At 48.0% G+C, this 22,621-nt stretch carries 21 protein-coding genes and 2 tRNA genes; 3 read left to right on the top strand and 20 right to left on the bottom strand.

Annotated features, from left to right (window positions below; translation table 11 throughout):
- Positions 1-20 precede the first annotated feature (20 nt).
- From nusB to MMG03_RS09895, 4 genes are read right to left on the bottom strand one after another with little or no spacing between them, the layout of a single operon-like run.
- Complete coding sequence (gene nusB, locus MMG03_RS09910) at positions 21-458, bottom strand: transcription antitermination factor NusB (protein WP_073159988.1); 438 nt, start codon at positions 456-458, stop codon at positions 21-23.
- A gap of 47 nt (positions 459-505) precedes the next feature.
- On the bottom strand, positions 506-967 hold the full coding sequence (ribH, locus tag MMG03_RS09905) for a 6,7-dimethyl-8-ribityllumazine synthase (protein ID WP_073159986.1): 462 nt from the start codon (positions 965-967) through the stop codon (positions 506-508).
- Positions 968-976: 9 nt separating this feature from the next.
- Positions 977-2,188: a bifunctional 3,4-dihydroxy-2-butanone-4-phosphate synthase/GTP cyclohydrolase II gene (locus MMG03_RS09900; protein ID WP_073159984.1), complete on the bottom strand. Its 1,212-nt coding sequence runs from the start codon at positions 2,186-2,188 to the stop codon at positions 977-979.
- Entirely contained in the window at positions 2,175-2,774 is a 600-nt protein-coding gene (locus MMG03_RS09895; protein WP_073159982.1) for a riboflavin synthase, read from the bottom strand. The genes MMG03_RS09900 and MMG03_RS09895 overlap by 14 nt, the downstream gene beginning before the upstream one ends.
- A 370-nt stretch (positions 2,775-3,144) precedes the next feature.
- Between MMG03_RS09895 and MMG03_RS16295 the strand changes: the two genes are divergently transcribed.
- On the top strand, positions 3,145-3,519 hold the full coding sequence (locus MMG03_RS16295) for an FISUMP domain-containing protein (RefSeq protein WP_073284795.1): 375 nt from the start codon (positions 3,145-3,147) through the stop codon (positions 3,517-3,519).
- Positions 3,520-3,545: 26 nt separating this feature from the next.
- On the opposite strand, the gene ribD is transcribed toward MMG03_RS16295, so the two are convergent.
- From ribD to MMG03_RS09860, 7 genes are all read right to left on the bottom strand, one after another.
- Entirely contained in the window at positions 3,546-4,907 is a 1,362-nt protein-coding gene (ribD, locus tag MMG03_RS09890) for a bifunctional diaminohydroxyphosphoribosylaminopyrimidine deaminase/5-amino-6-(5-phosphoribosylamino)uracil reductase RibD (protein WP_073284792.1), read from the bottom strand.
- A gap of 43 nt (positions 4,908-4,950) precedes the next feature.
- Entirely contained in the window at positions 4,951-5,394 is a 444-nt protein-coding gene (locus tag MMG03_RS09885) for a rhodanese-like domain-containing protein (protein ID WP_073159969.1), read from the bottom strand.
- A 13-nt stretch (positions 5,395-5,407) separates the two neighbouring features.
- Entirely contained in the window at positions 5,408-6,646 is a 1,239-nt protein-coding gene (locus MMG03_RS09880) for a PAS domain-containing protein (RefSeq protein ID WP_073284789.1), read from the bottom strand.
- Between the two features lie 21 nt (positions 6,647-6,667).
- Positions 6,668-7,381 carry a hypothetical protein gene (locus MMG03_RS09875; protein WP_073236740.1) on the bottom strand — a complete coding sequence of 238 codons (714 nt, stop codon included), beginning with the start codon at positions 7,379-7,381 and terminating at the stop codon, positions 6,668-6,670.
- An 8-nt stretch (positions 7,382-7,389) separates the two neighbouring features.
- Complete coding sequence (locus tag MMG03_RS09870; RefSeq protein WP_249506186.1) at positions 7,390-8,829, bottom strand: lamin tail domain-containing protein; 1,440 nt, start codon at positions 8,827-8,829, stop codon at positions 7,390-7,392.
- Between the two features lie 84 nt (positions 8,830-8,913).
- The gene (locus MMG03_RS09865) at positions 8,914-9,834 is read right to left on the bottom strand and encodes a M23 family metallopeptidase (protein WP_073160051.1); all 921 of its coding nucleotides are present in this window, start codon (positions 9,832-9,834) and stop codon (positions 8,914-8,916) included.
- Between the two features lie 267 nt (positions 9,835-10,101).
- Positions 10,102-10,863 carry a Nif3-like dinuclear metal center hexameric protein gene (locus MMG03_RS09860; RefSeq protein ID WP_112132060.1) on the bottom strand — a complete coding sequence of 254 codons (762 nt, stop codon included), beginning with the start codon at positions 10,861-10,863 and terminating at the stop codon, positions 10,102-10,104.
- 395 nt (positions 10,864-11,258) lie between these two features.
- On the opposite strand from MMG03_RS09860, the gene MMG03_RS09855 reads away from it, so the two are divergent.
- Positions 11,259-11,331: transfer RNA gene (locus MMG03_RS09855), tRNA-Asn, on the top strand.
- A 200-nt stretch (positions 11,332-11,531) separates the two neighbouring features.
- On the top strand, positions 11,532-12,728 hold the full coding sequence (gene metK, locus MMG03_RS09850) for a methionine adenosyltransferase (RefSeq protein ID WP_073236749.1): 1,197 nt from the start codon (positions 11,532-11,534) through the stop codon (positions 12,726-12,728).
- 87 nt (positions 12,729-12,815) lie between these two features.
- Here the strand turns inward: metK and MMG03_RS09845 are convergent, their stop codons facing one another.
- The 9 genes from MMG03_RS09845 to MMG03_RS09805 all read right to left on the bottom strand — a co-directional run bounded on the left by MMG03_RS09845 (position 12,816) and on the right by MMG03_RS09805 (position 22,620).
- Positions 12,816-14,513 carry a Na+/H+ antiporter NhaC family protein gene (locus MMG03_RS09845; RefSeq protein WP_073159958.1) on the bottom strand — a complete coding sequence of 566 codons (1,698 nt, stop codon included), beginning with the start codon at positions 14,511-14,513 and terminating at the stop codon, positions 12,816-12,818.
- Positions 14,514-17,609, bottom strand: a complete 3,096-nt coding sequence (locus MMG03_RS16130) for a hybrid sensor histidine kinase/response regulator (protein WP_249506185.1) — start codon at positions 17,607-17,609, stop codon at positions 14,514-14,516.
- A 58-nt stretch (positions 17,610-17,667) separates the two neighbouring features.
- Complete coding sequence (locus tag MMG03_RS09835; RefSeq protein ID WP_249506184.1) at positions 17,668-19,086, bottom strand: MBOAT family protein; 1,419 nt, start codon at positions 19,084-19,086, stop codon at positions 17,668-17,670.
- 32 nt (positions 19,087-19,118) lie between these two features.
- The gene (locus tag MMG03_RS09830) at positions 19,119-19,517 is read right to left on the bottom strand and encodes a hypothetical protein (protein WP_073159952.1); all 399 of its coding nucleotides are present in this window, start codon (positions 19,515-19,517) and stop codon (positions 19,119-19,121) included.
- An 84-nt stretch (positions 19,518-19,601) separates the two neighbouring features.
- Positions 19,602-19,674, bottom strand: a tRNA-Asn gene (locus MMG03_RS09825).
- A 91-nt stretch (positions 19,675-19,765) separates the two neighbouring features.
- Positions 19,766-20,758, bottom strand: a complete 993-nt coding sequence (locus tag MMG03_RS09820; RefSeq protein ID WP_073284780.1) for an RluA family pseudouridine synthase — start codon at positions 20,756-20,758, stop codon at positions 19,766-19,768.
- Between the two features lie 197 nt (positions 20,759-20,955).
- Positions 20,956-21,597, bottom strand: coding sequence for a nicotinate-nicotinamide nucleotide adenylyltransferase (locus tag MMG03_RS09815; protein WP_073159948.1), 642 nt, complete (start codon positions 21,595-21,597; stop codon positions 20,956-20,958).
- The gene (locus MMG03_RS09810; protein ID WP_073159946.1) at positions 21,587-22,216 is read right to left on the bottom strand and encodes a hypothetical protein; all 630 of its coding nucleotides are present in this window, start codon (positions 22,214-22,216) and stop codon (positions 21,587-21,589) included. Before MMG03_RS09810 ends, MMG03_RS09815 begins: the two co-directional genes overlap by 11 nt.
- Positions 22,213-22,620 carry a hypothetical protein gene (locus MMG03_RS09805; protein WP_073236762.1) on the bottom strand — a complete coding sequence of 136 codons (408 nt, stop codon included), beginning with the start codon at positions 22,618-22,620 and terminating at the stop codon, positions 22,213-22,215. The genes MMG03_RS09810 and MMG03_RS09805 overlap by 4 nt, the downstream gene beginning before the upstream one ends.
- Position 22,621: the final 1 nt, after the last annotated feature.

Here is a 22,621-nt window from a genome sequence, read left to right as displayed (position 1 = left end):
ACTTTTCTTTATTGAACACGTTACTTCTCCTTAGTACCCGGAATCACGATGCCGCGGCTCTGCAAGAAGCCGGTCAGCAAACCATTAACAAAAGACGAGGAAGAATCAGTGCTGAACTTGGCAGCAATCTGAACCGCTTCGGAAATAGCCACCTTCATGGGGACTTCGGGAATGTAAGTCAGTTCCACCATGGCGATTCGCAGAAGAATACGATCCAGGCTGGCCATACGGTCCAGTTCCCAATGAGCGGCGGCAGCCTTGATGCTTTCGTCAAGGTCAGCGCGGTGTTCCTGGATCAGGTCCACCAGTCTCATGCCATACTTCTTCTGGTTGTCGTGAATTTCCTGAGCTTCAAGAACTCCAGGAAGGGCCTGAGCCACAGTCTGTCCGGTGATTTCCATGGCGTACAGCAACTGCATTGCAAATACGCGGGCGGGTCTAAAACTTACTTGTGCCATAAAACTTTCTCGTTTTTTATAAGTCTCAGTTTACGTTTCTTTTTTTATTAAATCTGCTTGTAGAGGTTTGCCATTTCGACGGCGGTAGAAGCCCAGCTGCAACCCAGGTTGCCAGCCTTAAGGCCTGCGCGGTTCATAGCCTGGTCTACGGTATCGGTAGTGAGGATCCCCAGAATCATGGGAACCTTGCCTTCGGCGGCAATACCGGCAATACCGCTGGTAGAATTGTTCACAACCACGTCGTAGTGGCCAGTTTCGCCACGGATAACTGCACCTAGTGCCATAACGGCATCAAACTTGTTGGAATCCGCCATGCGTCGGCAAATACCCGGCAGTTCAAAAGCGCCCGGAACATGAGCCACGGTAATATCCTTTTCATCTACGCCAAGGATCTGCAGCTGGCGGAGTGCACCATCCAGCAGTTTATCCGTCACGATTTCATTAAAGCGGGCCACGGCGATCGCCACCTTCAGGCCAGTTCCATTCAGAGAATTCTTCAGTTCGTTCATAATACTCCCTTAAGCCTCGTCCAACTTCAGGTCGTGGCCCATCTTTTCTTTCTTGGTTCGCAGATAGAAACGGTTAATGTTATTGGGCTTGATTTCGATAGGAACACGTTCCACGATTTCAAGACCGTAAGCGGAAATACCATTGATCTTGCTGGGGTTATTGGTGAGCAAACGCATCTGCTTCACACCCAGGTCAGCCAAGATCTGTGCGCCGGTACCATACTGGCGTAAATCAGACTTGAAGCCCAGCTTGATGTTGGCTTCTACGGTGTCCAGGCCCTTTTCCTGCAATTCATAAGCGCGGAGCTTGTTGCAGAGGCCAATACCACGACCTTCCTGGCCGCGGAGGTAAAGGAGCACTCCCCCATGTTCACCAATGAACTTCATGGAGGCTTCCAACTGCTCACCGCAGTCGCAGCGCATGCTGCCGAAAATATCGCCCGTCAGGCATTCGCTATGGACGCGAACATAAACCGGCTTGCTGAAATCCGGATTGCCAGCAACCCAGGCCACATGTTCCACACCGTCGGTGGAGCTGCGGTAGGCGTAGGCCTTGAATTCGCCGTACTTGGTAGGGACGTTGGGAGCAGCCACACGCTGCACCAGCTTTTCGTTCTTCAGGCGGTAGGCGATCAAGTCGTGGATAGAGATAATCTTGATGTCGAACTTCTTGGCCACTTCCTGCAACTGAGGCATACGGGCCATGGTGCCGTCTTCGTTCATGATTTCGATGAGAGCGGCAGCCGGGCGAAGTCCAGCCAGCTTTGCCAGGTCCACGGCAGCTTCCGTGTGGCCTGCGCGGCGGAGCACGCCTTCTTCCTGGGCGTACAGCGGAGAAATGTGGCCAGGGCGGCCGAAATCGCTGGGCTTGGAAGCAGGATCGGAAAGAGCCAGAATGGTGGCGGCACGGTCATGGGCAGAAACGCCAGTGGAGCAACCTTCGATCTTATCCACCATGATAGTGAACGGGGTACCCAGAATGGATGTGTTTTCTGCGGTCTGACGGGTCAGATTCAATTCGTGGCAACGTTTGATAGGCAGCGGGCAGCAAAGAACGCCACGGCCTTCGTGGAGCATGAAATTCACCTTTTCCGGTGTAATCTTTTCGGCGGCGATTACAAAGTCGCCTTCATTTTCACGATCTTCGTCATCGACGACAATGAGGAATTTACCGGCCTTGAAGTCTTCAAGGGCTTCTTCGATCGTATTAAGCAAGGTCACGCTCCTTCAAATAATTTTCGATATATTTGCCAAGCATATCTACTTCTACATTCACAATAGTACCGGGAACCCAGTTACGCAAATTGGTGCGGGCCAGCGTTTCGGGAATAATGCATACGCGGATGGAATCCTCGAACTTTTCGGCCACCGTAAGGCTAATGCCGTTCAAGGACACGGAACCGCGACGGATTACATAGCGGCGCAAGTCCTTAGGGAGTTCCAAATCCACTTCCACGCCCGTTTCGCGATTGGCAACGGCCAAGACCTTCACGGAAGTATCCACATGGCCCATCACAAAATGACCGCCCATAAAGGAATCTGCCCTGCAGGCCTTTTCAAGATTCACAAGTTTTCCCGGTTCAGCTTGCTTGAAAGAGGTGTTTTCCACCGTCTGGTGCATCAGGCAGAAGGTAGCCTCGTCGTCGGTGCAGCTTTCAATGGAAAGGCACACGCCATCGTTAGCGACACTATCGCCCAAATTGCAACCCTTAAAGAAACCGGGTGCGGATAAGCGCATGGTCAGCGCATCCCCTCTCGTTTCCAGAGAAAGGATGGTTCCCGTACTTTGAATAATACCAGTAAACATACGGGGCGCAAGATAGAAAAATAGGGACTACGAGATGTACGGCACAAGGAGAAAATCAGGCGAAAAACGCTAATTTTGAGGTCGGACCAGTACTGTAAGTTAGATTTAGCTAACATTCATATTATACAACGGTAATTTCCTACAGGTAATGGCTAGGGGGGGGGAATATACTACCCTACATTTACCCACAGGAATTATCTCATTGGGACGGAGGAATCATGATTATTTTTGAACACCCTATAAAGGCAGCCATCATTGGCTTTACCACAGCGTCTATACCAGTCGCCTGTGGAGACAACGAGTCAAGTAATCCTGTAACAAACAATACCTAAACCAGAAACTCCTGACTGAGGGAGAATACGGCGAAATCTTGGACGAGAGAAATAACAAGGTATACAAGACCATCCGAATATCCAACCAAGTCTGGACTGCGCAAAATCTTGATTATCCGGTTGAAGGTAGATACAGCTACTGCTATGACATGGATTCAACCAACTGTGAAACCCATGGATACCTCTACAGATGGGACACCGCCATCAATATAGACCAATGCGAATACGGAGTAATCTGTGATCCTCCAGAAAGAACGCAGGGAGTGCGCCCTGAAGGATGGCATTTGCCGAATCAGACAGAATGGAACGATCTGGTGAACAAGCTTGGAGGCAATAAAGTTGCAGGACACATCCTTAAAGCCCAATCTGGCTGGGGATCTAGTAATACCACGCATTTTCAGTGCGTTGCTTAAAGGACTACTAAACCCGATTATTGCGTTTATGCAGGATAATAGACGGTAAGCACATCAGAGCCGGCCATGAAGGATTCCTTGGCCACGATGTTCTTGGGAAGTTCCGGAAATTCCAGGCCTTCCTTGATGTTGCCAGAGGCAGCGAGATCTGCGATGGCATCGTCGATGCGGCAGTCGGTGGAGCGCCAGATATTCAGGCGGTTCCAAAGAGGTTTGGGAGCGACAATGGTTTCGCCAGTAGAAACGGCGTCGGCAAACAATTGATTGGCGAGACCTGCGCCCGGTTCCACCATCAGACGATGCATACCACGGGCAGAAAGATCGTCGATCATGGAAGTCCAATTTTCAGCGAAAGTGGATCCAGTCAAAAGAATGACGCAAGGCACTTCGTTAGATTCTTCGACTTCGCGCTCCGCACTTCGCTCAGAATGACACGGGAGGGAGCGTTCAGAAAAAGCAGGCTGTGGGACGCAGGAGAAAACGAGAATCTTTTTTTCCTGATTCAGAGAGAAGACTTTCAGCTTCGAAACTTCTTCTGCGGAAAATTTATGATGTCCCGCCCACACAATTTTTACGGGATCGTTTCCGGCAGCGTTACGGACATTCAGGCTAGGATTATCAGCAAGAACGGTTCCTGCCCCAACAAGAACAGCATCGCTGATGGCGCGGAGTTCATGATTCCAGCAGTTGGCCCCATCACCAGTAATGCGGACAGGCAAATGTTCGCCATTCAAACCAACAACGCCCATGAAATTTTCCTGGGAGACGGCGCATTTTACTTCTACAAAAGTACGCTTGTTGCGAACGTAGAAATCGTAAGCTTCGAAGTAACGTTCTACGTCGTGGAAGACGGTACGACCTTCCGCCTCGCGAGACTTTCCTGCAAGATTCTTCGCTTCGCTCAGCATGACACCCGAGGACTCGCTCAGCATGACATGCGAAGGTTCACTCAGGCAGTTGCATTCGCCGCATCCACAATCGTCCCAGCCATCATCCACTTCAGCGGCGATGCAGGCGTCCACGCCTTCGAAAACTTCGATTCCGGCTTCTTCCAAAATCTTACGGCTGTTCCCGCGGACAACAGGATTGGGGTCCCCGTGAGCGTAAAAGACTTTCGCAATTCCAGCGTCAATGACGGCCTTGGTGCAGGGAGGCGTGCGGCCGTAATGGCAGCAGGGCTCCAAAGTCACGTAGATAGACGCACCACGAGCCAGTTCGCCCGCGTCACGCAACGCCATGACTTCGGCATGGGCACTTCCGGGGCGCTGCGTACGCCCCTTCCCCACGATAATTCCATCTTTAACCACAACGGCACCCACCGCCGGATTGGGGCGGCTCACGCCAACAGAAAAGACGGACTCATCAAGAGCCAACCTAAGAAAGTTCATTTACAGCTTCGTTTTTTAGTCAAACGTACTATTGAACTAACCACTACTTCTTGGGATAAGCCAAGAAACCGCCAAGAACATTGTAAGCGCGGTCATAACCATTGCGCATCAAAATCAAGGTAGCAGCTTCACTGCGGCGACCAGAGCGGCAGTAAACCAGGACGTCCTTATCCTTGGGCACTTCAGCCAGACGGTACTTCAATTCACTGAGAGGAATATTCACGGCATGGGGAGCATAACCATCATTCAGTTCGTCCGGATTACGAACGTCCAGGTACATTGCACCCGAGGCGTTCATTTCCATGGCCTTATTCCAGTCAATGTTCTTCACTTCATCAACAATGTTTCTGGGAGCTGCAGGCTGGGCAGGAGCCGGAGCCGGCTGAGCCACGGGAGCAGCTTCAGGAGCCTTTTCAGCAGCCTTCTGTTCATTACAGCCTGCCATCAGGAACATTCCGGCAAAAGCAAACATCATCAACTTATTCATTTTATTACTCCTACTATTTTTTTTCAATAAAATCATTTACGCCAAGCAGCATATACACCATCAAAATCTTGTGCGTTTCACCGTCTAGATTTTTAATCGGAACGGCATTCATCCAAAGCAAAGAATCTGAAGCCCCAAAAACACCTTTCCAGGCAACAGCGCGTCCTCGTTCAAAAACCTCAGACAAATATCTATGGAAAAGCGAGAAGTACTTCGGGCGCACCACTTCCAGCAAACGAACCCCTTCGACCTGTTTGGGAGATTCCCTTCCAAAGGCCAGGGAAAAAGCCTGATTGCACCCGGCAATCTTATAATCTCTGTCAACCCAGACCACACGAATATCCGGGAGTCTCAAGGCAGAAGCCAGCAAATCGCTACTATCGACGCCATCCTCCAGCACAGGATTATCCTGCAGCAGTTCCATGCGGCGGGCAGCCCCCTTAAACACCATATTGGAACCTTCTTCCATGGTCAAACGGCCATTAAAGGAGTACCAGTCCGTAGCCCCGTCAGACCTCAGCAAACGAAGGCAAATACCTCGACGATCCTCGCTATCATGACCCGACGCTCTGAAATCCACAATTCGGGAATTCAGCATCTTTTCAAAAATTTCGCAGTCTTTCGCCGGCATCATGTTTTTAAGGTTCTGAACACCCACGGAGCGGGGAACCACACGACCTTCTTCATCGATAAGAGGCGTAAGCAAGGTGAAGCGACGGGAATCCACATCAAGAGACCACAGGAAGTCCCCCGTATTCTGCAGAAGCATATCGATATTCTGTTTCAGTTCATCGCGCTGGTTTCTGGACTCCACATCCAAGGTCACATTCTTGATCAGAAGAACGGTGTTATCTTCGCCCGTCTTCTTCTGGATAAAAGCACGCAACTCGTACCAGCGCAAGCCTAATTCACTATCGTAACTAAAGATAAAGGGAATATCCGGATAGGAAGCCAACCCCTTGGTATAATCCTTCAGACGTGCATATTCCTGAGCCGAAAGAATCTTCTTGAAGTTCTGTTCCTGGCAAATACGTTCAAAAAGAGGATCCGCAATGAATCGCGGCGTGGCATCAATCAGGTTGCCATCCATAGAAAGCACCACCTGAAATTCACCCAGGTATTCCGAAAAATTGGAATAGGCCTTCTGCTTTTCGCGGGAATCCCTAATCAGCAAGATCGAAATGACCAACGCCACCCCAACCAGGAAAAAGGCAAAAAGTGAAGCCGCAATGATATTCAGCGAGATAAACATAAATTCAGTCCAAATTACAATCTACAAGATAGTCTTTTTTCCAATTTTCTTTTTAACACTTAGACCAAACCAGTCCAGAGAATGATCAGATTTTCCAATAGAACCACCAACATTCCACAAATCAAAATGAAAATTCACGCCTAGCCCCACACAAAAACCGGGAAACCGGTAAAAAGTAGACAAAGAGACAAACCTAAAATTTAGAGAAGAACCCATATAAGCAGAACGGCCATCCCATTGAAAAAAAGCATCTAGGCTATCGCCAGGTTTTATGGTAACGCCAGAAAGGTACTGCATATTTTTTAATGGTTCATGAAAAAAATTCCACAGGTACGTCCACAAAATTAATCGTCCATACACAATAGATGCGCCCGCCTTATAACGATGGGACGTCCACAATTCATCACCGGGAGTCCACTCCATCGAAAATCCATAGGCGCCCCCAACAGCAAGCCAATCGCCATTCACAGACATGCCCCATTCTGTATAAATTTTTCTGTATAACGAATCCATTGATTCATAAGAACCAATAAAAGCCCCTCGATACCTGGAGTCGCCCCATTCCCCAGAAACAGAAGATGCCAACTGATCCGTTTCCGGCAAACGGTAAAAATCCATACTGAATCCAGGATTCGCAAAACGAGCCGGCGACGAGGAATAATCAGAAAGAAGCCAGGAAATATCATTACCAAAGGCGAACCCAACCAGCAGAAGCAAAAACGCAATTTTATTCATACGAAGCCCTACGGACGAATCAGAATTCCCACAACATTTTCAAACTTGCCCGTCGAGATAGACACGTAAGCAACCCCCAAGCCCATTCCATCAAGAGACACTTTACGCCAGGCATTAAATCCAGGGGGCACATCGGCCTTCCAACGCTCCCGCCCAGCAGAATCCAGCAGACGGAGAGATACCTGAAATTCGCTTTCAACATAAACTCTTAACGAAATACCTCCTAGGCGAACCACCCTAGAAGAAAGCTTGTATGTAAAAGGAGACTGGATTTTTTCGTTCGTCCCATTAGACCGCACAAAACCTGGGGTATTCTCCGATTCCATAGTCAAGGGATTAAAGCCTGACGGACATGACACCATATGCCGATCCCAGCAAACGCTATCCACCACAGCCTCCCCGCTGCAAATGGAAATGCATCCCGACGAATTATTCAGATAACCAAGCGCAACCTGAACCAGCCCCACATCCCTATAGCCAAGATATTCCCTGAGTTGTGCGGTATCCTTGGTCAGCACGATGGTCTCATAAGGGTCTATAAACCCGACACCCCAGCTTCCACCTCGGCCACAAAAGCGAAATTTTTCAAGAGGGACGGCTACCGCACTACGATTGTACACTTCCACCCATTCCGGTTCAGGCTCCTGGGGGCAATGATGCACCTCCGAAACCACTAGCGGCCCCCCACCTGGCGCAAATAGCAAGGTGTCTAGCGAATCGTTATAGGGAGCTTCATCGGGCGGTAGATTCCCGCGAATCCAAAAATCCCGGGAAGATTCCCAGCTAAAATTCCCAACCACCCACAAGGAGTCAATCACACTTGCACTTCCATCCAGGGGGATGCGCTCCAACCGCAGCCAGGCAGAATCACACCCCGTCAAGAAAACCGTATACTTGTCATGGTCCCGCAAAACAGGAGCGAGGCCGCAGTCAGCCACTCCGACTTCATATTGCGGGTTAGCGCACCCTATGGTCGGTTCCGCCAAAATCCAATGGTCAGAATCTTTCACCCGCTGTAACGCCATTCCCGCCTTAGGCTCTGGAATTTCAACGGAATCCACACACGAACCCGCCCAAAGACGCCACGTAGACCTCCTGGAATTCGGAAGACTTAACTTTCCCAGTAAGCCACACGCCACCCCATTCCCCTTAGGGCAATACAGGCTATCATGAACCAGGACGAATCGTTTGAAGGTCGAACCGGACTCCCAGGAATTACCTCTGGGCAAGGCAAAAGATAAAGCCGTTTTTTCATCCATCTGCACCCATAGGCTTTCCGCCCCACAATCATCCAGACGAATCTCGACGAATTCTCCTTCCTGATCAGGAACATCCTTGGGATCAGAAAAGAATTCCACAAAACGAGGGCAGGCAAGAGCGGAACCCAAGCCAAAACATAAAAAGCAGAGAACTGCAAGAACTGCAGCCCCGAATCCTAGATTTTTCAAGAAATCACCCCTTGGGGTGAGCCGCCTTTAGCCAGTTCGAGCCGGCGCCATTTTCTCAGGCGGTTTGCCTACGATCGGTAGAAATCAATCTACAGAATGATCGTTGGGCAACATATAGGCAAGCGGATTTACAGGAGAATTGTTCACCCACACTTCGTAGTGAAGATGGGGTCCGACAGATCGACCTGTATTTCCCATGTATCCAATAACTTGGTAACGATGAACGAACTGCCCCGGATGAACAATATACATCTGCATATGGCCCAGACGAGTCTTGATTCCATTCCCGTGGTCAATAGCCACGAAGTAACCAAAAGAAGAACTAAGCTGAGCAACGTCCACCACACCGTCGGCGGGGGCGAAAATCGGAGTCCAGCGTTCGTTAGAAATATCGACACCCTGATGCATCTTGCCCACTTCACCCGTGACAGGGTGAATACGGGGACCAAAAGAAGAAGCGAAACGCCCCTGGGTAGGAGAAATAGACGGAACGAAACGCCACATGGAAAGTTTCTGGTCCATATATTTGCCCAAGTTGTGGAAAGAAGCGTCGTTATTGTGGAGCTTGGACTGCAAACGCTTGGCCGTTTCGCCCAGCAGAGCCATTCTTTCTACAACAGGAGACGTGGTGCGCAGCAACAGGGAATCCTCGCCAATGGCGCCACCGGTACCCATTTCACGGGAAGATTCATCCTGAGTGGGCAGGCTGAATCGAGCATAAAGGCGATTTTCGTCACGGAGGAAGTCAGACGTGGTGCCAGCCAGATAATCCAGAGTCCCCTGAATCTGGGACATTTCGCTATCCAGGCGGTGACGTTCATCCAGCTGGTGGTTCAACACACCTTCGTAAATGGTGGTGGTCACCATCTGCACAGCAAAAAGGATGGCGCCAATAACCACAAAAACACGAAGCACCGGCCATGCCTTGAACAGGACGGCAGGCACATGCAGGGTCATCGATTTCGATGACTTCTGGAAGTGTATGGTGGTCTTAACAAAATTCACGGCGGGTAAGATAGTAAAAAATATGACCAAGCGAACGTAAAAATTCACACAACATGAAACATGGAGGGAACAATTTTTACACAAAAAGCTGGATTTTTTGTCAGATTTCTCTACATAAAAAAGATTTGTAAAACTGTTAACTCCATGAGAATCAACAAGTTACATATATAAAATCGCAATAGGGAAAAACAAGACAATTCATTTCGCCCCCAATGGGCGAAATGTGTAATTTACAAAGTATTTTTTTCAAAAAATGATAATCAAGTGTTAAACCGGATTGTCAAAATCAACAAATTTTGCAGGAATATTCAATTCTTCCTGGATTTTTTCGGCCAAGGCACGAACGCCAAAGACCTCTGTTCGATGATGACCACAATTGACCAAATTAAATCCCAATTCCTCACAGTCAATCGGAACATGTTCCTTAATTTCCCCTGTTACCAGGACATCGCAGTCCAACTTCATAGCCTCTTCAATGGCGCTTGAGCCCGAGCCGCTGCAAATAGCCACCCTTTTAATGGTATCAGAACCATACATCATGGCATTCTGCAATCCATAAGGGAACGCATTGGCTACGCTTTCCATAAATTCCGTCTGAGTCGCAGCAGTTTCCCACTCGCCAACTACGCCAATGGTCTTTTCACCTTCCTGCAAGAATCCCGAAACGTTGCTAAGCCCCATCGCCTTGGCAATTTGAACATTATTTCCCACTTCCATATGGCCATCCAAAGGCAAGTGGTAACCATAGAGATTTATGCCATTATTAAAAAGCTTGCGCATGCGAGCGCCAAAACGGCCTACTGGCACACGGTCTTCATTTTTCCAAAATCCATTGGGATGATGTACGATAATGCAATCAGCGCCGTCTTCAATTGCGGCATCAATCAGACAGTCCCGGAAACTCACCCCAGTAACCACTCGAGTCACCCGAGTATTCGCTTCGACACAAAGACCATTAACGCAATAATCCTTGAAGGACTTTGGGTCAAGCAAATCATTCAACCAGGCAGAGAAAAAATTAATATCCATAATTCATTACTCCCATAACTGTTCAAACACTACAATTATGATACATAATCTAGCACTAATATATAAATATCCAAGAAAACTTTAGAAATATGATTATTCTAAAGAATAATAATTTTTATATCTTTAAAATTTGCATAAACAAATAGATTGAGTCTATTTTAGGGGCATCCCATTTTCAACAAAAACAGGTTGAATCTATTTCGCAACGACTCAACCTCTCTGAAAATTAGGTTGAGCCTATTTGGGGGCGAACAAACCCTACTAAAAATTAGGTTAAGCCCTCTTTTGGACCAGATGTCCATACACATTTCAACAAAAATTAGTCATAACCCCTTGACAAAGTAAGGAAACTATCTATATTTGGCATCGTCAATGAGGAAACTCGCTGATCTGATTGCTTCATAGCTCAGTTGGTAGAGCCCGCGACTGTTAATCGCGTTGTCCTTGGTTCGAGTCCAAGTGAAGCAGCTTAGAAGACCCGTTCGAAAGAACGGGTCTTTTAGTTTTTCAAAAAACTAGACGTTTTTTACAGATTTAACGATTCGCTTCATGGTCCATGTTTACGCATTTTGCTAAATTCGTGGGTCGACACAAATAGTTGTTTTTCAGCGCTTGGGATTGTCAAAAACGCGACATTCTTTTCGGTGCTGTTACATAAGGAGCCAATAATGGCACATTATCTCTTTACTTCTGAATCCGTATCCAAGGGTCACCCGGATAAGGTCTGCGACCAGATTTCCGACGCCATCCTGGATGCCTGCCTTGCACAGGACCCCAACAGCCGCGTCGCTTGCGAAACTCTCGTGAACACCGGCCTCGTGGTTATCTCCGGTGAAATCACCACCAAGGCAGTGATCGACTACCAGCAGATTGCCCGCAAGACCATCAAGGGCATCGGCTACGTGAATCCGGAACTGGCCTTCGACTACAAGGGTTGCTCCGTTCTCGTCGCCATGGACAAGCAGTCCCCCGATATCGCTCAGGGTGTGGACGCCAAGGCTGCCGACGGTAAGGAAGACGACAAGCAGGGCGCAGGCGACCAGGGCATGATGTTCGGTTATGCCGTGAACGAAACCAAGGAACTGATGCCCCTGCCCATTAGCCTGGCTCACAAGCTCATGGAAGAAATTCAGAACCTCCGCGAAAAGGGCAAGATCAAGTGGCTCCGTCCGGATGCCAAGTCCCAGGTCACCGTGGAATACGACGAAAACGACAAGCCGGTCCGCGTAGACACAGTGGTCATTTCTACCCAGCACGATGAATTCGTGAACGGCAAGGAACTGAAGCACAAGACTATCGAAAAGGAAATCATCGAAAAGCTCATCAAGAAGGTTGTTCCTGCCAAGCTTCTCGACAAGAACACCCGTTACCTGATCAACCCCACCGGCAAGTTCGTGGTTGGCGGACCTCACGGCGACTGCGGCCTCACCGGTCGTAAGATCATCGTGGACACCTACGGCGGCATGGGTCGTCATGGTGGTGGCGCATTCTCCGGTAAGGATCCTTCCAAGGTGGACCGTTCTGCCGCATACGCAGCCCGCTACGTTGCAAAGAACATTGTGGCTGCAGGCCTCGCCCACCGTTGCGAAGTCCAGCTGGCATACGCCATCGGCTACTCCAAGCCGGTTTCTGTGCTGGTGAACACCTTCGGCACCGGCAAGATCAGCGACCGCGACATCGAAGCTATCGTCGCTAAGAACTTCGATCTTTCTCCCGCTGGCATCGTAAAGATGCTGGACCTGAAGAAGCCCGGCTACCAGGCAACTGCAGCCCTCGGCCACTTCGGTCGTGAAGGTGCACGTTTCACTTGGGAAAAGACCGACAAGGCAGCAGCATTAAAGACCGCAGCCGCTAAGCTCAAGTAACTTCCGTTTAAGACGAAAAGAGAGGGCCGTTTTTCAACGGCCCTCTTTTTTATGTTCTCTATAAAGTTAGCGTTCTAGGCCCGCGACCTAGTATTCATCTATATCGCTAAAATCACCATTGGCATCGGCCATTTCTTCGAATAGTCCCACATGCCGAACCATGACAATCGCCTTGATCACCAAGAGGGATGCCATCAAGAGAATCGCCGTCATGAACAGGCAGATAACTTGATTCTGAACAAAGCCTGTCATCAAGAAGCCGATAAAGGAAATGCATACTACAAGAACCACATAGGGGAGCTGCGTAACAATGTGGTCCATCAGGGAACAATGAGCGCCCGTAGAAGCCATAATGGACGTATCAGAAATAGGAGAACTATGGTCTCCACAGACTGCTCCCGCACAGACCGCCGACAGGCCAATCACACAGGTTGACGGAGTTTGCGCGTAGTTAAGGATCGAAACAACAATCGGAGCCAAGATCGCAATCGTTCCCCAGCTTGTCCCCGTCGCAAACGCCATGAAGCAAGCCAGCAGAAAGATAAACGCCGGAAGGAACTTCACATAGGCACCAAAATCGCCAATGAAAGTCGTAAAGAAAATTCCGATTCCAAGCCCCTGTCTAGCGATATTTCCAAAGAGCCAGGCCAAAGTCAAAATGGCAATGGGCACCACCATCTGTTTAATGCCGTCGGGTATAGACTTCATGGAATCCGCAAAGGAAACGCTCTGACGTAATCTAAAATAGAAATGGGCAAAAATGTTCGTTACAAAACCACCTACGGCAAGTCCCTTGGAAGCATCGCTGTTGGCAAAGGCATCCAGGAAGCCAACCCCGTCAAAAAGACCGCCAGTCGCGAGAATGCCCACAAGGCTACACACGCACAAAGCCACCACAGGTATGATAAAGTCCCACATGGAACCTACATGTTCTAGAGATTCCTTCTTTTCTTCATCTTCAAAGGGGCGGTCATGAGTAGAATAGACATCGTCATTAAGCTGCGCATTGGCTTCGTGACGAAGCATCGGGCCAAAGTCAATATTCAGCAGCGAAATGAAAACAATCATCAGGATTGTCAGCAGACAGTAAAAGTTGTAAGGAATCTGCATAAAGAACAGGTCAATGCCGTTAATCTTATCGGTTTCGACATAACCCGAAACGGCAGCAACCCAGGAAGATAGCGGAGCGATCATGCAAACAGGGGCTGCAGTAGAATCCACAAGGTACGCCAACTTCGCACGGCTAATCTTATGGGAATCTGTAACCGGGCGGACCACAGTCCCGACGGTAAGGCAGTTGAAGTAGTCATCAATAAAGCAGACAACACCAAGCAATAGGGTAAACAGTAGGGCCCCGCGACGATTCTTCACATGGGAAGAAAGCCAAAGGGTAAAGGCCAAACGCCCTCCACTTCTGTTAACTAGGTCCACAACAATTCCCACCGAAACCAGGAACAAAATAATTCCAAGGTTGCTGGAATTGCCCAATATGTCAAGAAGCCCCACGTTGCTTCCATCGCCGCCCACCATACAGAGGAGCGCCTTACCAGGAATATCTGCAAGGTCATTGGTAGACATCATCAGAATAGCCCCGGAAAAACACCCGTAAAGCAGCGACGAGAAAACTTCCTTTGTCACAACACACATGGAAATGGCGGTTATAGCAGGCAACAGGCACCAGACAGACCCCACCATTCCTTCTTCATAGACCAGCAACAGCCAAATATGAAGCACGATAAAGAAGCTTATGGCTCCCACAAATTTATGACGTCGGATCCAGTTCATCTAAGCCTGCCTAATCTTTCTACAGGCTTCGCATACTTTCCTGTAATCAGCAAGGAATGTTTCAAACTGCGAAAGAATCTGCGCTTCCTGACAGTCTCTTCCTGCAAATTCCTGACTCTTGGCCAACTCTGAAAATTTCAGGGCTCCGATCATCATGGAATTACTCTTGATGAAGTGTGCGACAATGCTATAATCCTGCCAATCCTTATTTTCAAAATTCCGCTTCAAACGCAATTCATTTTCTGCAAACGCTTCTTCATACATTTCCAGCGCTTCCATATAAAATTCGCGGTTGCCGGAACAGTAATTCATACCGACACTTTCATCAATCAGCTGTTCTTCCGGTTCCGAAACAACTTCCGAAACATTTTCTATTACGGGAGATGATTTTTTTGAATAGCGAATCAAATCCTTAGGCAGGAATTTCAAGAGAGCCTTTTCCAGGTCTTCGATTCTGATTGGCTTGCCTATATAGCCATCAAAACCCGCCTCCAGGTACATTTCCTTGGCACCAACGATAGCATTAGCCGTCAATGCAATAATGGGAACACCTGCGCACTTATTTCCGAACAACTTCTTCGAAAGTTTCAAGGTTTCCATACCATCCATACCAGGCATCATATGATCCAGGAAGATGACATCGAAATGTTCCTTTTTCATAAGTTCCAGGCATTCCATACCGCTGTTGCATGTAGACACCTGAATTTGCGTATGCTTCATCAAGTGCTGAGCCACACGCAGGTTCATGTTGTTATCATCCACAACAAGTACCTTGGCATCAGGCGCAGTCATACAATCCTGAGAAACAGAATCCTGATTCTTGGAATCCAGATAACGTTTCTGCAAATTTCCAATGGGAGAGCTACCGATAATCATCTGGGGGATTACAACGGTAAACGTAGAACCCTTGCCGTATACACTATTCACACTGATAGAACCATGCATGAATTCCACCAGTTTTGACGTAATGGCCAAGCCCAGTCCAGAACCCTCAATCGTTCTATTTTGCACCAAGTCCAGACGCTGGAAACTCTTGAACAGGCGGGACTGATCCTGTTCGCGGATACCAATACCCGTATCTTCCACCTGGATAACAAGGTCAGCCATGTTTCCACACTCAGGATCAACCCTACGATTTTCCATATTGATCCGAAAATCCACATGTCCCGCTTCAGTGTACTTCACGGCATTGTTAAGGATATTCAGCATCACCTGCTGTATACGAACGGAATCGCCAAACAGCAAACTGGGAATCGTTTCGTCTACATAGACATTCAGTTCAAGGCCCTTCTGTTCGGCCTTTACCCCGATCATAGTAGACACATCATTTAAGACAGATCCCAGATCGTAACGGACCTCCACAATTTCCATCTTACCCGCTTCAATCTTGGAGAAGTCAAGAATGTCGTTAATGATGGAAAGCAACATCTGGCTTGCGCCCTTAATGTCTTCAGAATAGGAATGAATTTGAGATTCACTGGATTCACGAAGAATCATCTCGTTCATGCCCATGATTGCATTGATCGGCGTACGGATTTCATGGCTCATGTTTGCCAGGAAACTACTCTTGGCCACATTGGCTTCTTCTGCACGGGTCTTTGCATTTTCAAGCTCAAGCTGGTAACTCTGAAGACGACGGATTTCATCATCTACGTCGGCAATGGCCACGACAAAGGAGGACACCTCTTCGGATGCGTCAGACTTGATAAAGGAAATCTTGTGGAAACGGTATACACCATGTTCAAGAGCTCGACACTGGAAACCAAAGGATTTCTTTCCTCTCAGGTTTTCAATCGCATTCTGGAAACTAGACTCCCTACTAACAAGTTCCATATCATCCGGATGGACAATAGACCTAAGCAAGAGCACCAAAGCCTGATCATAGGACAAGTCAACAAAACCGGCAGACCCTAATTTTTCGGCGAAGGTATCCCCCATAGAATAAGGGAACACCAACTTGGTAGAGACGTCCACATAGCAAACAGAATCAAAAGTACCAGCCAAGGTGCTAATAATATCAAAGTTCTTCTGGAGTTCCTTCTTCATCTTCAGCTGGTCACGTGCGGCTCGACTAGCGACAGCACCATTGATAAAGCTGGTCGTCACAAACGCACCAATCACAAGAATCACGAACAACGAAAGGATAATGCTAAGCACCAGGATTCGCTGCACGGAATCATAAAGTTCATTTTCATCGGCCACCATGACAACAAAGAAGGAATCGTATACAACGCGATAGAACACGACGTTGTTCGACCCATGAAGACGAGTCTTCAGCACCCTATTGGTAAGGACAGTATCCTTCTGGGATTCGACACGGTCATTCTGCAACAACAGTTTAACCAGATTTGCATTCTCGGTCTGCCAGAAATCCATCTCCAGGAAATTCTTCCCTGTAATAGAAGAATCGGCACTGACCATTACAAAGCCATCCTTAGAAACGATGAAGCTATTCTTCAAGCCGGCCTGATTAACGTTTTCAAGAAGTTTGGAGAAAACATCCATGTGAATATCGACAGAAACCACACCATGACCATCTGCAAAAGTCCGGCTTATGGAAATCACCTGCTTCCTGGTATCTTCGTCCACATAGGGGGTAATGATAGCCACCTCGCCAGGATGCTTGCGAGCCTCGCTATACCACTGACGGGAGTTAAAGTCAAAACCTTCCGGCGGAATCCATCCATCACCGCTGACAAAAATGCTGTCGTAGCGCACATAGATGGAACTAAAGCTGTTACTTACGCTTTCGCAATAAATCTTGTTCTGGGTCACCAGGAATTTTTCCAGGTTCCCATAAGACGGTTCAACCAGGGATTCCAGGGAATAACTGCTAACATTGACGGCATCAATTGCCCTTTCGATGGTATTGTCCAAACGTTCAGCCACAATACCCACATTGGTCAGCCCATCGTTCAAAGTCTGGTCTTTCACCACCTTATAGAAGGAATTGAATATGTAGACAACCACGACCAGCAAAACTGAAATCATGGCAATCAAGGTCAAGACATATTCAATGAGGCTCATGCGAGACAAACGTCGCAATTCCTCGAAAAGCGATCCTTTCCTAGATGTCAATACGCTACGAAACTTCACAATCTTTCTCCTTATGAAGAAAGATAACAAAAAAGTAAATTTCGCCTATTCGCTAGAACTAGAACTGGAAGTACAAGAAAGGGTTATAGCTTTGCGTAAACAAGGCCAGCACCGCCACAACAAAAACTACAAGAGCGAGAATCACTCGTTTTGTAGAAATCTCACTGCACCAATCATATGAGCGGAAACGCCAGAAAGACAAAAGCCCCGCCACACCCATAAAGAATACGCAGCTCGGTGTAAATATCTCCGCAGCAAGAATCGGGTCGGCTCCGCTGACTGCATTAAGACCAAGCAAGGATTTCCACATCCTAAAAGCCTCGCCAATATTGTCTGCACGGAACAGTACCCAGCCAAACAACACAATCACCTGAGTCAGGATCACCTGAACAAGCTTCGGAGCGCGAGAATACAAGGCTTCCTTATTATGGGCGCGTTCAATAATCATGAAGAACGCATGATAGAGTCCCCAACAGACAAAAGTCCAGTTTGCGCCATGCCACACGCCACTAGCGAACATCACCAGGAACAGGTTCAGATACAAGCGGCCCTTGCTTACGCGGTTACCACCCAGGGCAATATACAGGTAGTCACGGAACCAGCTGGTTAGGGAAATATGCCAGTATTTCCAGAATTCCGTAATGCTCTTGGCTCTGTACGGGCCATTAAAGTTCCTAGGAAAGTGGAAACCCAGCATCAAGCCAAGACCGATGGCCATGTTGGAATAGGCAGAAAAGTCAAAGTAAATCTGGAACATGTAGGCCAGAGCGCCCCACCAGCTATTCAGCACGCCCGGAGCATCGGCGGCAAATACTCTGTCTGCAATAATGCCTACGTTATTGGCCAGGAAAATTTTCTCGCCAAAACCGAAGCAGAAGAACATTATACCACGAACAAAGTTTTCCAAGGTATGAGTACGTGAATCCAGTTCCTCGGCCACCGTATTATAGCGGACAATAGGACCAGCCACCAGCTGGGGGAACAGAGCCACATAGCAGGCAAAGGTCGCCAGGTTCTTGACAGGAGGTGCAGTACCGCGCCAGATATCAATGGCGTAGCTCATGGACTGGAAGGTATAGAAAGAAATACCCACCGGAAGCAGGACTGTCATCACATGGAAAGGTTCGCCCCCGAACTTTTCTATAACGGTATTAAAGGCTCCCATGCCGAACATGTAGTATTTAAAGAAGGCCAGCGCCCCCATATTTACCACCATGGCAAGGCCAAGCCCAAAATTCCGCTGGAAACGGGAAGCCCCTTCCGCAGAAATCAATTTTCCGGAATAGTACACCACCAGCGTGGAACCAAGCATCAAGAACACTAGCCAAGGTTCCAGCCAACCATAAAAGATGTAACTGAAGACAGTTATGAAAAAGTTCAGGTAGGAATGTCTAGCACCCAACTTGAACAACACAAAATAGCCGACCAGGAACGTCGGCAGGAAATAGAACAAGAATATCTGGGAAGAAAAGACCATGAAAAAGGGTATGAGGTATGAGAGGCGAAGGACTATTCGTTAACTTCTACAGCGAGATAGCGGGGAGCTTCGTCGTCGAAGTATTCATCTTCTACGGCACCATCCCAGTTGCCCTCGAGAGGAATCAACTTCAGCTTGTGCTTGGCCTTGGCCTTGAACTCGCCAACATTACCCTTGGCCTTGTCAGCCATCTTGTCGGTAACCTTACCGCGGGCGATCAGGGGATTATAGACACCTACCAGAATTTCCTTGGCATCCAATTTGCCGGCTGTAACAGCCAGAACTTTATATTTGAACACATACACATAGCTGTACAGGTCATTAGACGGCATCTTACCAGGAATTTCAGTCAAACGACCTTCCACAGAAATAGGATCGGCAAAAGTAAAGGCAACAAAAGCCAAAAGAACAAGCGCAAACTTCTTAAACATAAAGCTCCTTAGTTTTTCTCTAAATATAACTAAATCCCCCTTAGAAAAACTAAAAGACCCGCTCTTTCGAACGGGTCTTTTAAGCTGCTTCACTTGGACTCGAACCAAGGACAACGCGATTAACAGTCGCGGGCTCTACCAACTGAGCTATGAAGCAATCAGGTCAGTGAGTTTCCTCATTGATGGTGCCAAAGATAGATTATTCTGCACTATTGTCAAGGGTTTCTCTCGAAAAAAGTGAAAAATCTTTATGGAACCAGGGCTTTCATTTCGTCTGGGAAATTCCGGCACTCAAAAGTTCGCGGTTCTTTCCAGTAGGGCAACTGTATTTCAGCTTTATAGGCGTACAGCATTTGGGTTCTAGCCCCGAGAATCGCATAATCTTCATCGGACAAGGCCTCTTCCTTGCTCAGCTCACCTCGGGCACGGGCTTCTGCCACGGCATCAGACATTTTTTCATAAAAACGGCCATCAAAACTATATAGGCGGTCCCCAAGAATCGGATATCCTAATTCCGACAGGTGTGCGCGAATCTGATGTTTTCGTCCGGTGATCAGTTCCGCTTCAACCACGGAATAATTCCCGGCAGAGGCTACCCCTGCCCCGACCTTGCGGAAAACCGTATGACACGGTTTTCCGTCGTCAAAATGGTGCATGCGCAAGCGCAGGTGGTCATTGGGATCTTCGCGTAAAGGCATCTGACAGTCAACGGCTTCCTCAGGAAAATTCCCACGGACCACCGCCATATAGAACTTCTTCAGCAAGATTCGGTCCAGATTTTTCTGAAAACGGGCAGCGGTTTCTGCATACTTGGCAAACAGCATCAAGCCTCCCGTATCCCGATCAAGTCGATGCATGGGAGTCGCCGTTTCGCAATCCGTTCCTCGACGAACAATGGAGGTAAAAGTATTATAGAAAATACGTCCTGTATGATGAACCGGAACGCCGGCAGGCTTGGCGATTACCATGAATTCGTCATCTTCGAAAACCACGTCATAGTTCGTAGGAACTTCAGGTTCGGTGTAATTTTCCACATGGTACACCACCTTGTCGTTCTTATGAGCCACAGAGTTTTCGTCAGCCACAACCCCATTAATCGTTACCAGACCGCGGGAAAGTTTTTCAGACCAATCAGTCCTGCTATGATAGGTAAAACGGGCGCACAAGGAATCCAGCAAGAGCCAGCCGTTATGTTCCGGCTGAACCACGCTTTCAAAATACATATCAGAAGGAACGGGCATAGATAGTAGGTAGTAGGCAGTAGGAAGTTGGTAGTAGATATGAGTTAGTATTGTCGCGTCGGAGGCGTCTTGCTTATTAATTTGTATCTCGTAATTGATAATTCATAATTAAACTGCAAGATCCCTCGACTCCACGTTGTTCCGCTCGGAATGACACGCACACGCTTCACCGTTCATTGTTAATTGTTCGCTCCCAACTAGTCTCTGTACAGGTTGTGGTCCTTGATATACTGATAAACCTTTGGATCCAGGCCTTCGGGTTTTTCGTTACACAACAGAGCCTTGCGGATGGCCGTACTGGAATAAATCCCTTCAAAGCCTTCATCAGGCCCAAGCCATAGAAGATCTGCATAACCATTAGCCTTATGCTTCTTCATATCAGGTTGCGGATACCCATTGCGGGCAAACACAATCAACTCGATATCACGCAACAACAGGTGCCCATTGTAGTTCGTGCCAAAGAAATTCATGGGATCACGCCAATGAGGAATTCCTTCGTAAGTATCAGCTCCAGTCAGCAACCGGAAATTAATTTCCGGGAATTTTTCCTTGAGCCCCATAAGGAACACATAAGACCCGCGATAATCGCCTTGCTCTATTTCAAGATCGGAAAGAACCAGACGATTGTCACCAGCAAAGGCCAGTTCCAACATGGCAAAACGATCTTCAGCGCTAGCATTCAGAATCTTATCCCAACGATCGGGGCTAGGCATGAACCACACCTCATCGCAGAAGCCTCGTTCCAGACAAATTTTCGCAACTCGGATGTGGTCGTTATGAACAGGGTCAAACGCACCGCCCAGAACAGCTACATTTTTTTCAAAATTGCTAGAAGACATAAGCGGCAAACCCAATATTAAACTGCAAGCGACTTCCGTTCACGTTCTTTTCGAGAAACGGATCGAAGTGATCCAGGACCCAGCGGTATTCCACTTCGGCAACCAGCATCGTCTTCGAAAAAATGTTAAGTATCGTTCCAAAACCGGCACCCCATTCATTCCAGGCAACGTCTCCGAGATCACTCAATTCCTTTACACGAGAATAGGTTCCCATCAGGTAAAGTTCGCCCAAAAGATGAATACCCAGCACAACATCAAAGTCGGAGTGCTCAATTTCATAGTCATTCTTACCGTCTAGGGATTCTTCATAATCGAAAAAGCCGTAGCCCACGCGAACAAAGCCAAATCCCGGATACCAGACACCAACCATCGGTTCTATCTGGCGAAGTCCCAGGCCGCGTTCAGAACCAACACCAGTTCCGGAACCAAAACCTAAGGCTGCACCCACGAAAAACGGAGTCCTAATTCCCGTGGTAGACGCAGAACCTTCGGCATTCCCTCCAGCGGCAGCGCCAGAAGTTCCAGCGGCCCCAGAAGCCCCCGTATAACCGGTAGCACCGGCAACTTGGGCAAGCCCAACCGAAATACAAAAAAGAACAATGGCAATAATTTTTTTCATGATACTAACACCACAGCCACAGCAAGACCCACAGCCACATTCGAAGCCGCGTCAACTTTGGTCCACATAAAAAATTTTCTGTCAATTTTCGAAAGCGAAAAAATCTGTACAATTTCCATGTGCGAAAGAATGACGGTACAGATCATCTTTGCAGCAACAAAACCAATAACCCAATAGGCAAAGTTTGAAAAGAAGACCAGCGAAACAAACGTCAGGGACATCAAGCCAGTCAGCACAAAATTAGATCGCTTAACAGCAATCTCATCCGATTCGCTTTCCTTAGCCAGACGTTTAAATTCTTCAACCTTGTCACAAACAGCCTCATAACCAGTCATTAGCTGGTAAAGATTATATCCCAGCAGAACGACCGCGGCAACCAATGTTATTTTAGCCACAAAATCCATA

It is taken from the genome of Fibrobacter sp. HC4 (assembly GCF_023373925.1).
Lineage (GTDB): Bacteria > Fibrobacterota > Fibrobacteria > Fibrobacterales > Fibrobacteraceae > Fibrobacter.
The sequence above is the reverse complement of the archived record's forward strand: the minus strand, read 5'-3'. Positions and strand labels throughout refer to the sequence as shown.

Coding starts and splice junctions, on each gene's coding strand:
- nusB (WP_073159988.1), bottom strand. CDS start 458: ATGGCACAAGTAAGTTTTAGACCCGCCCGCGTATTTGCAATGCAGTTG.
- ribH (WP_073159986.1), bottom strand. CDS start 967: ATGAACGAACTGAAGAATTCTCTGAATGGAACTGGCCTGAAGGTGGCG.
- MMG03_RS09895 (WP_073159982.1), bottom strand. CDS start 2,774: ATGTTTACTGGTATTATTCAAAGTACGGGAACCATCCTTTCTCTGGAA.
- ribD (WP_073284792.1), bottom strand. CDS start 4,907: ATGAACTTTCTTAGGTTGGCTCTTGATGAGTCCGTCTTTTCTGTTGGC.
- MMG03_RS09885 (WP_073159969.1), bottom strand. CDS start 5,394: ATGAATAAGTTGATGATGTTTGCTTTTGCCGGAATGTTCCTGATGGCA.
- MMG03_RS09880 (WP_073284789.1), bottom strand. CDS start 6,646: ATGTTTATCTCGCTGAATATCATTGCGGCTTCACTTTTTGCCTTTTTC.
- MMG03_RS09875 (WP_073236740.1), bottom strand. CDS start 7,381: ATGAATAAAATTGCGTTTTTGCTTCTGCTGGTTGGGTTCGCCTTTGGT.
- MMG03_RS09860 (WP_112132060.1), bottom strand. CDS start 10,863: ATGGATATTAATTTTTTCTCTGCCTGGTTGAATGATTTGCTTGACCCA.
- metK (WP_073236749.1), top strand. CDS start 11,532: ATGGCACATTATCTCTTTACTTCTGAATCCGTATCCAAGGGTCACCCG.
- MMG03_RS09845 (WP_073159958.1), bottom strand. CDS start 14,513: ATGAACTGGATCCGACGTCATAAATTTGTGGGAGCCATAAGCTTCTTT.
- MMG03_RS09835 (WP_249506184.1), bottom strand. CDS start 19,086: ATGGTCTTTTCTTCCCAGATATTCTTGTTCTATTTCCTGCCGACGTTC.
- MMG03_RS09830 (WP_073159952.1), bottom strand. CDS start 19,517: ATGTTTAAGAAGTTTGCGCTTGTTCTTTTGGCTTTTGTTGCCTTTACT.
- MMG03_RS09820 (WP_073284780.1), bottom strand. CDS start 20,758: ATGCCCGTTCCTTCTGATATGTATTTTGAAAGCGTGGTTCAGCCGGAA.
- MMG03_RS09815 (WP_073159948.1), bottom strand. CDS start 21,597: ATGTCTTCTAGCAATTTTGAAAAAAATGTAGCTGTTCTGGGCGGTGCG.
- MMG03_RS09810 (WP_073159946.1), bottom strand. CDS start 22,216: ATGAAAAAAATTATTGCCATTGTTCTTTTTTGTATTTCGGTTGGGCTT.
- MMG03_RS09805 (WP_073236762.1), bottom strand. CDS start 22,620: ATGGATTTTGTGGCTAAAATAACATTGGTTGCCGCGGTCGTTCTGCTG.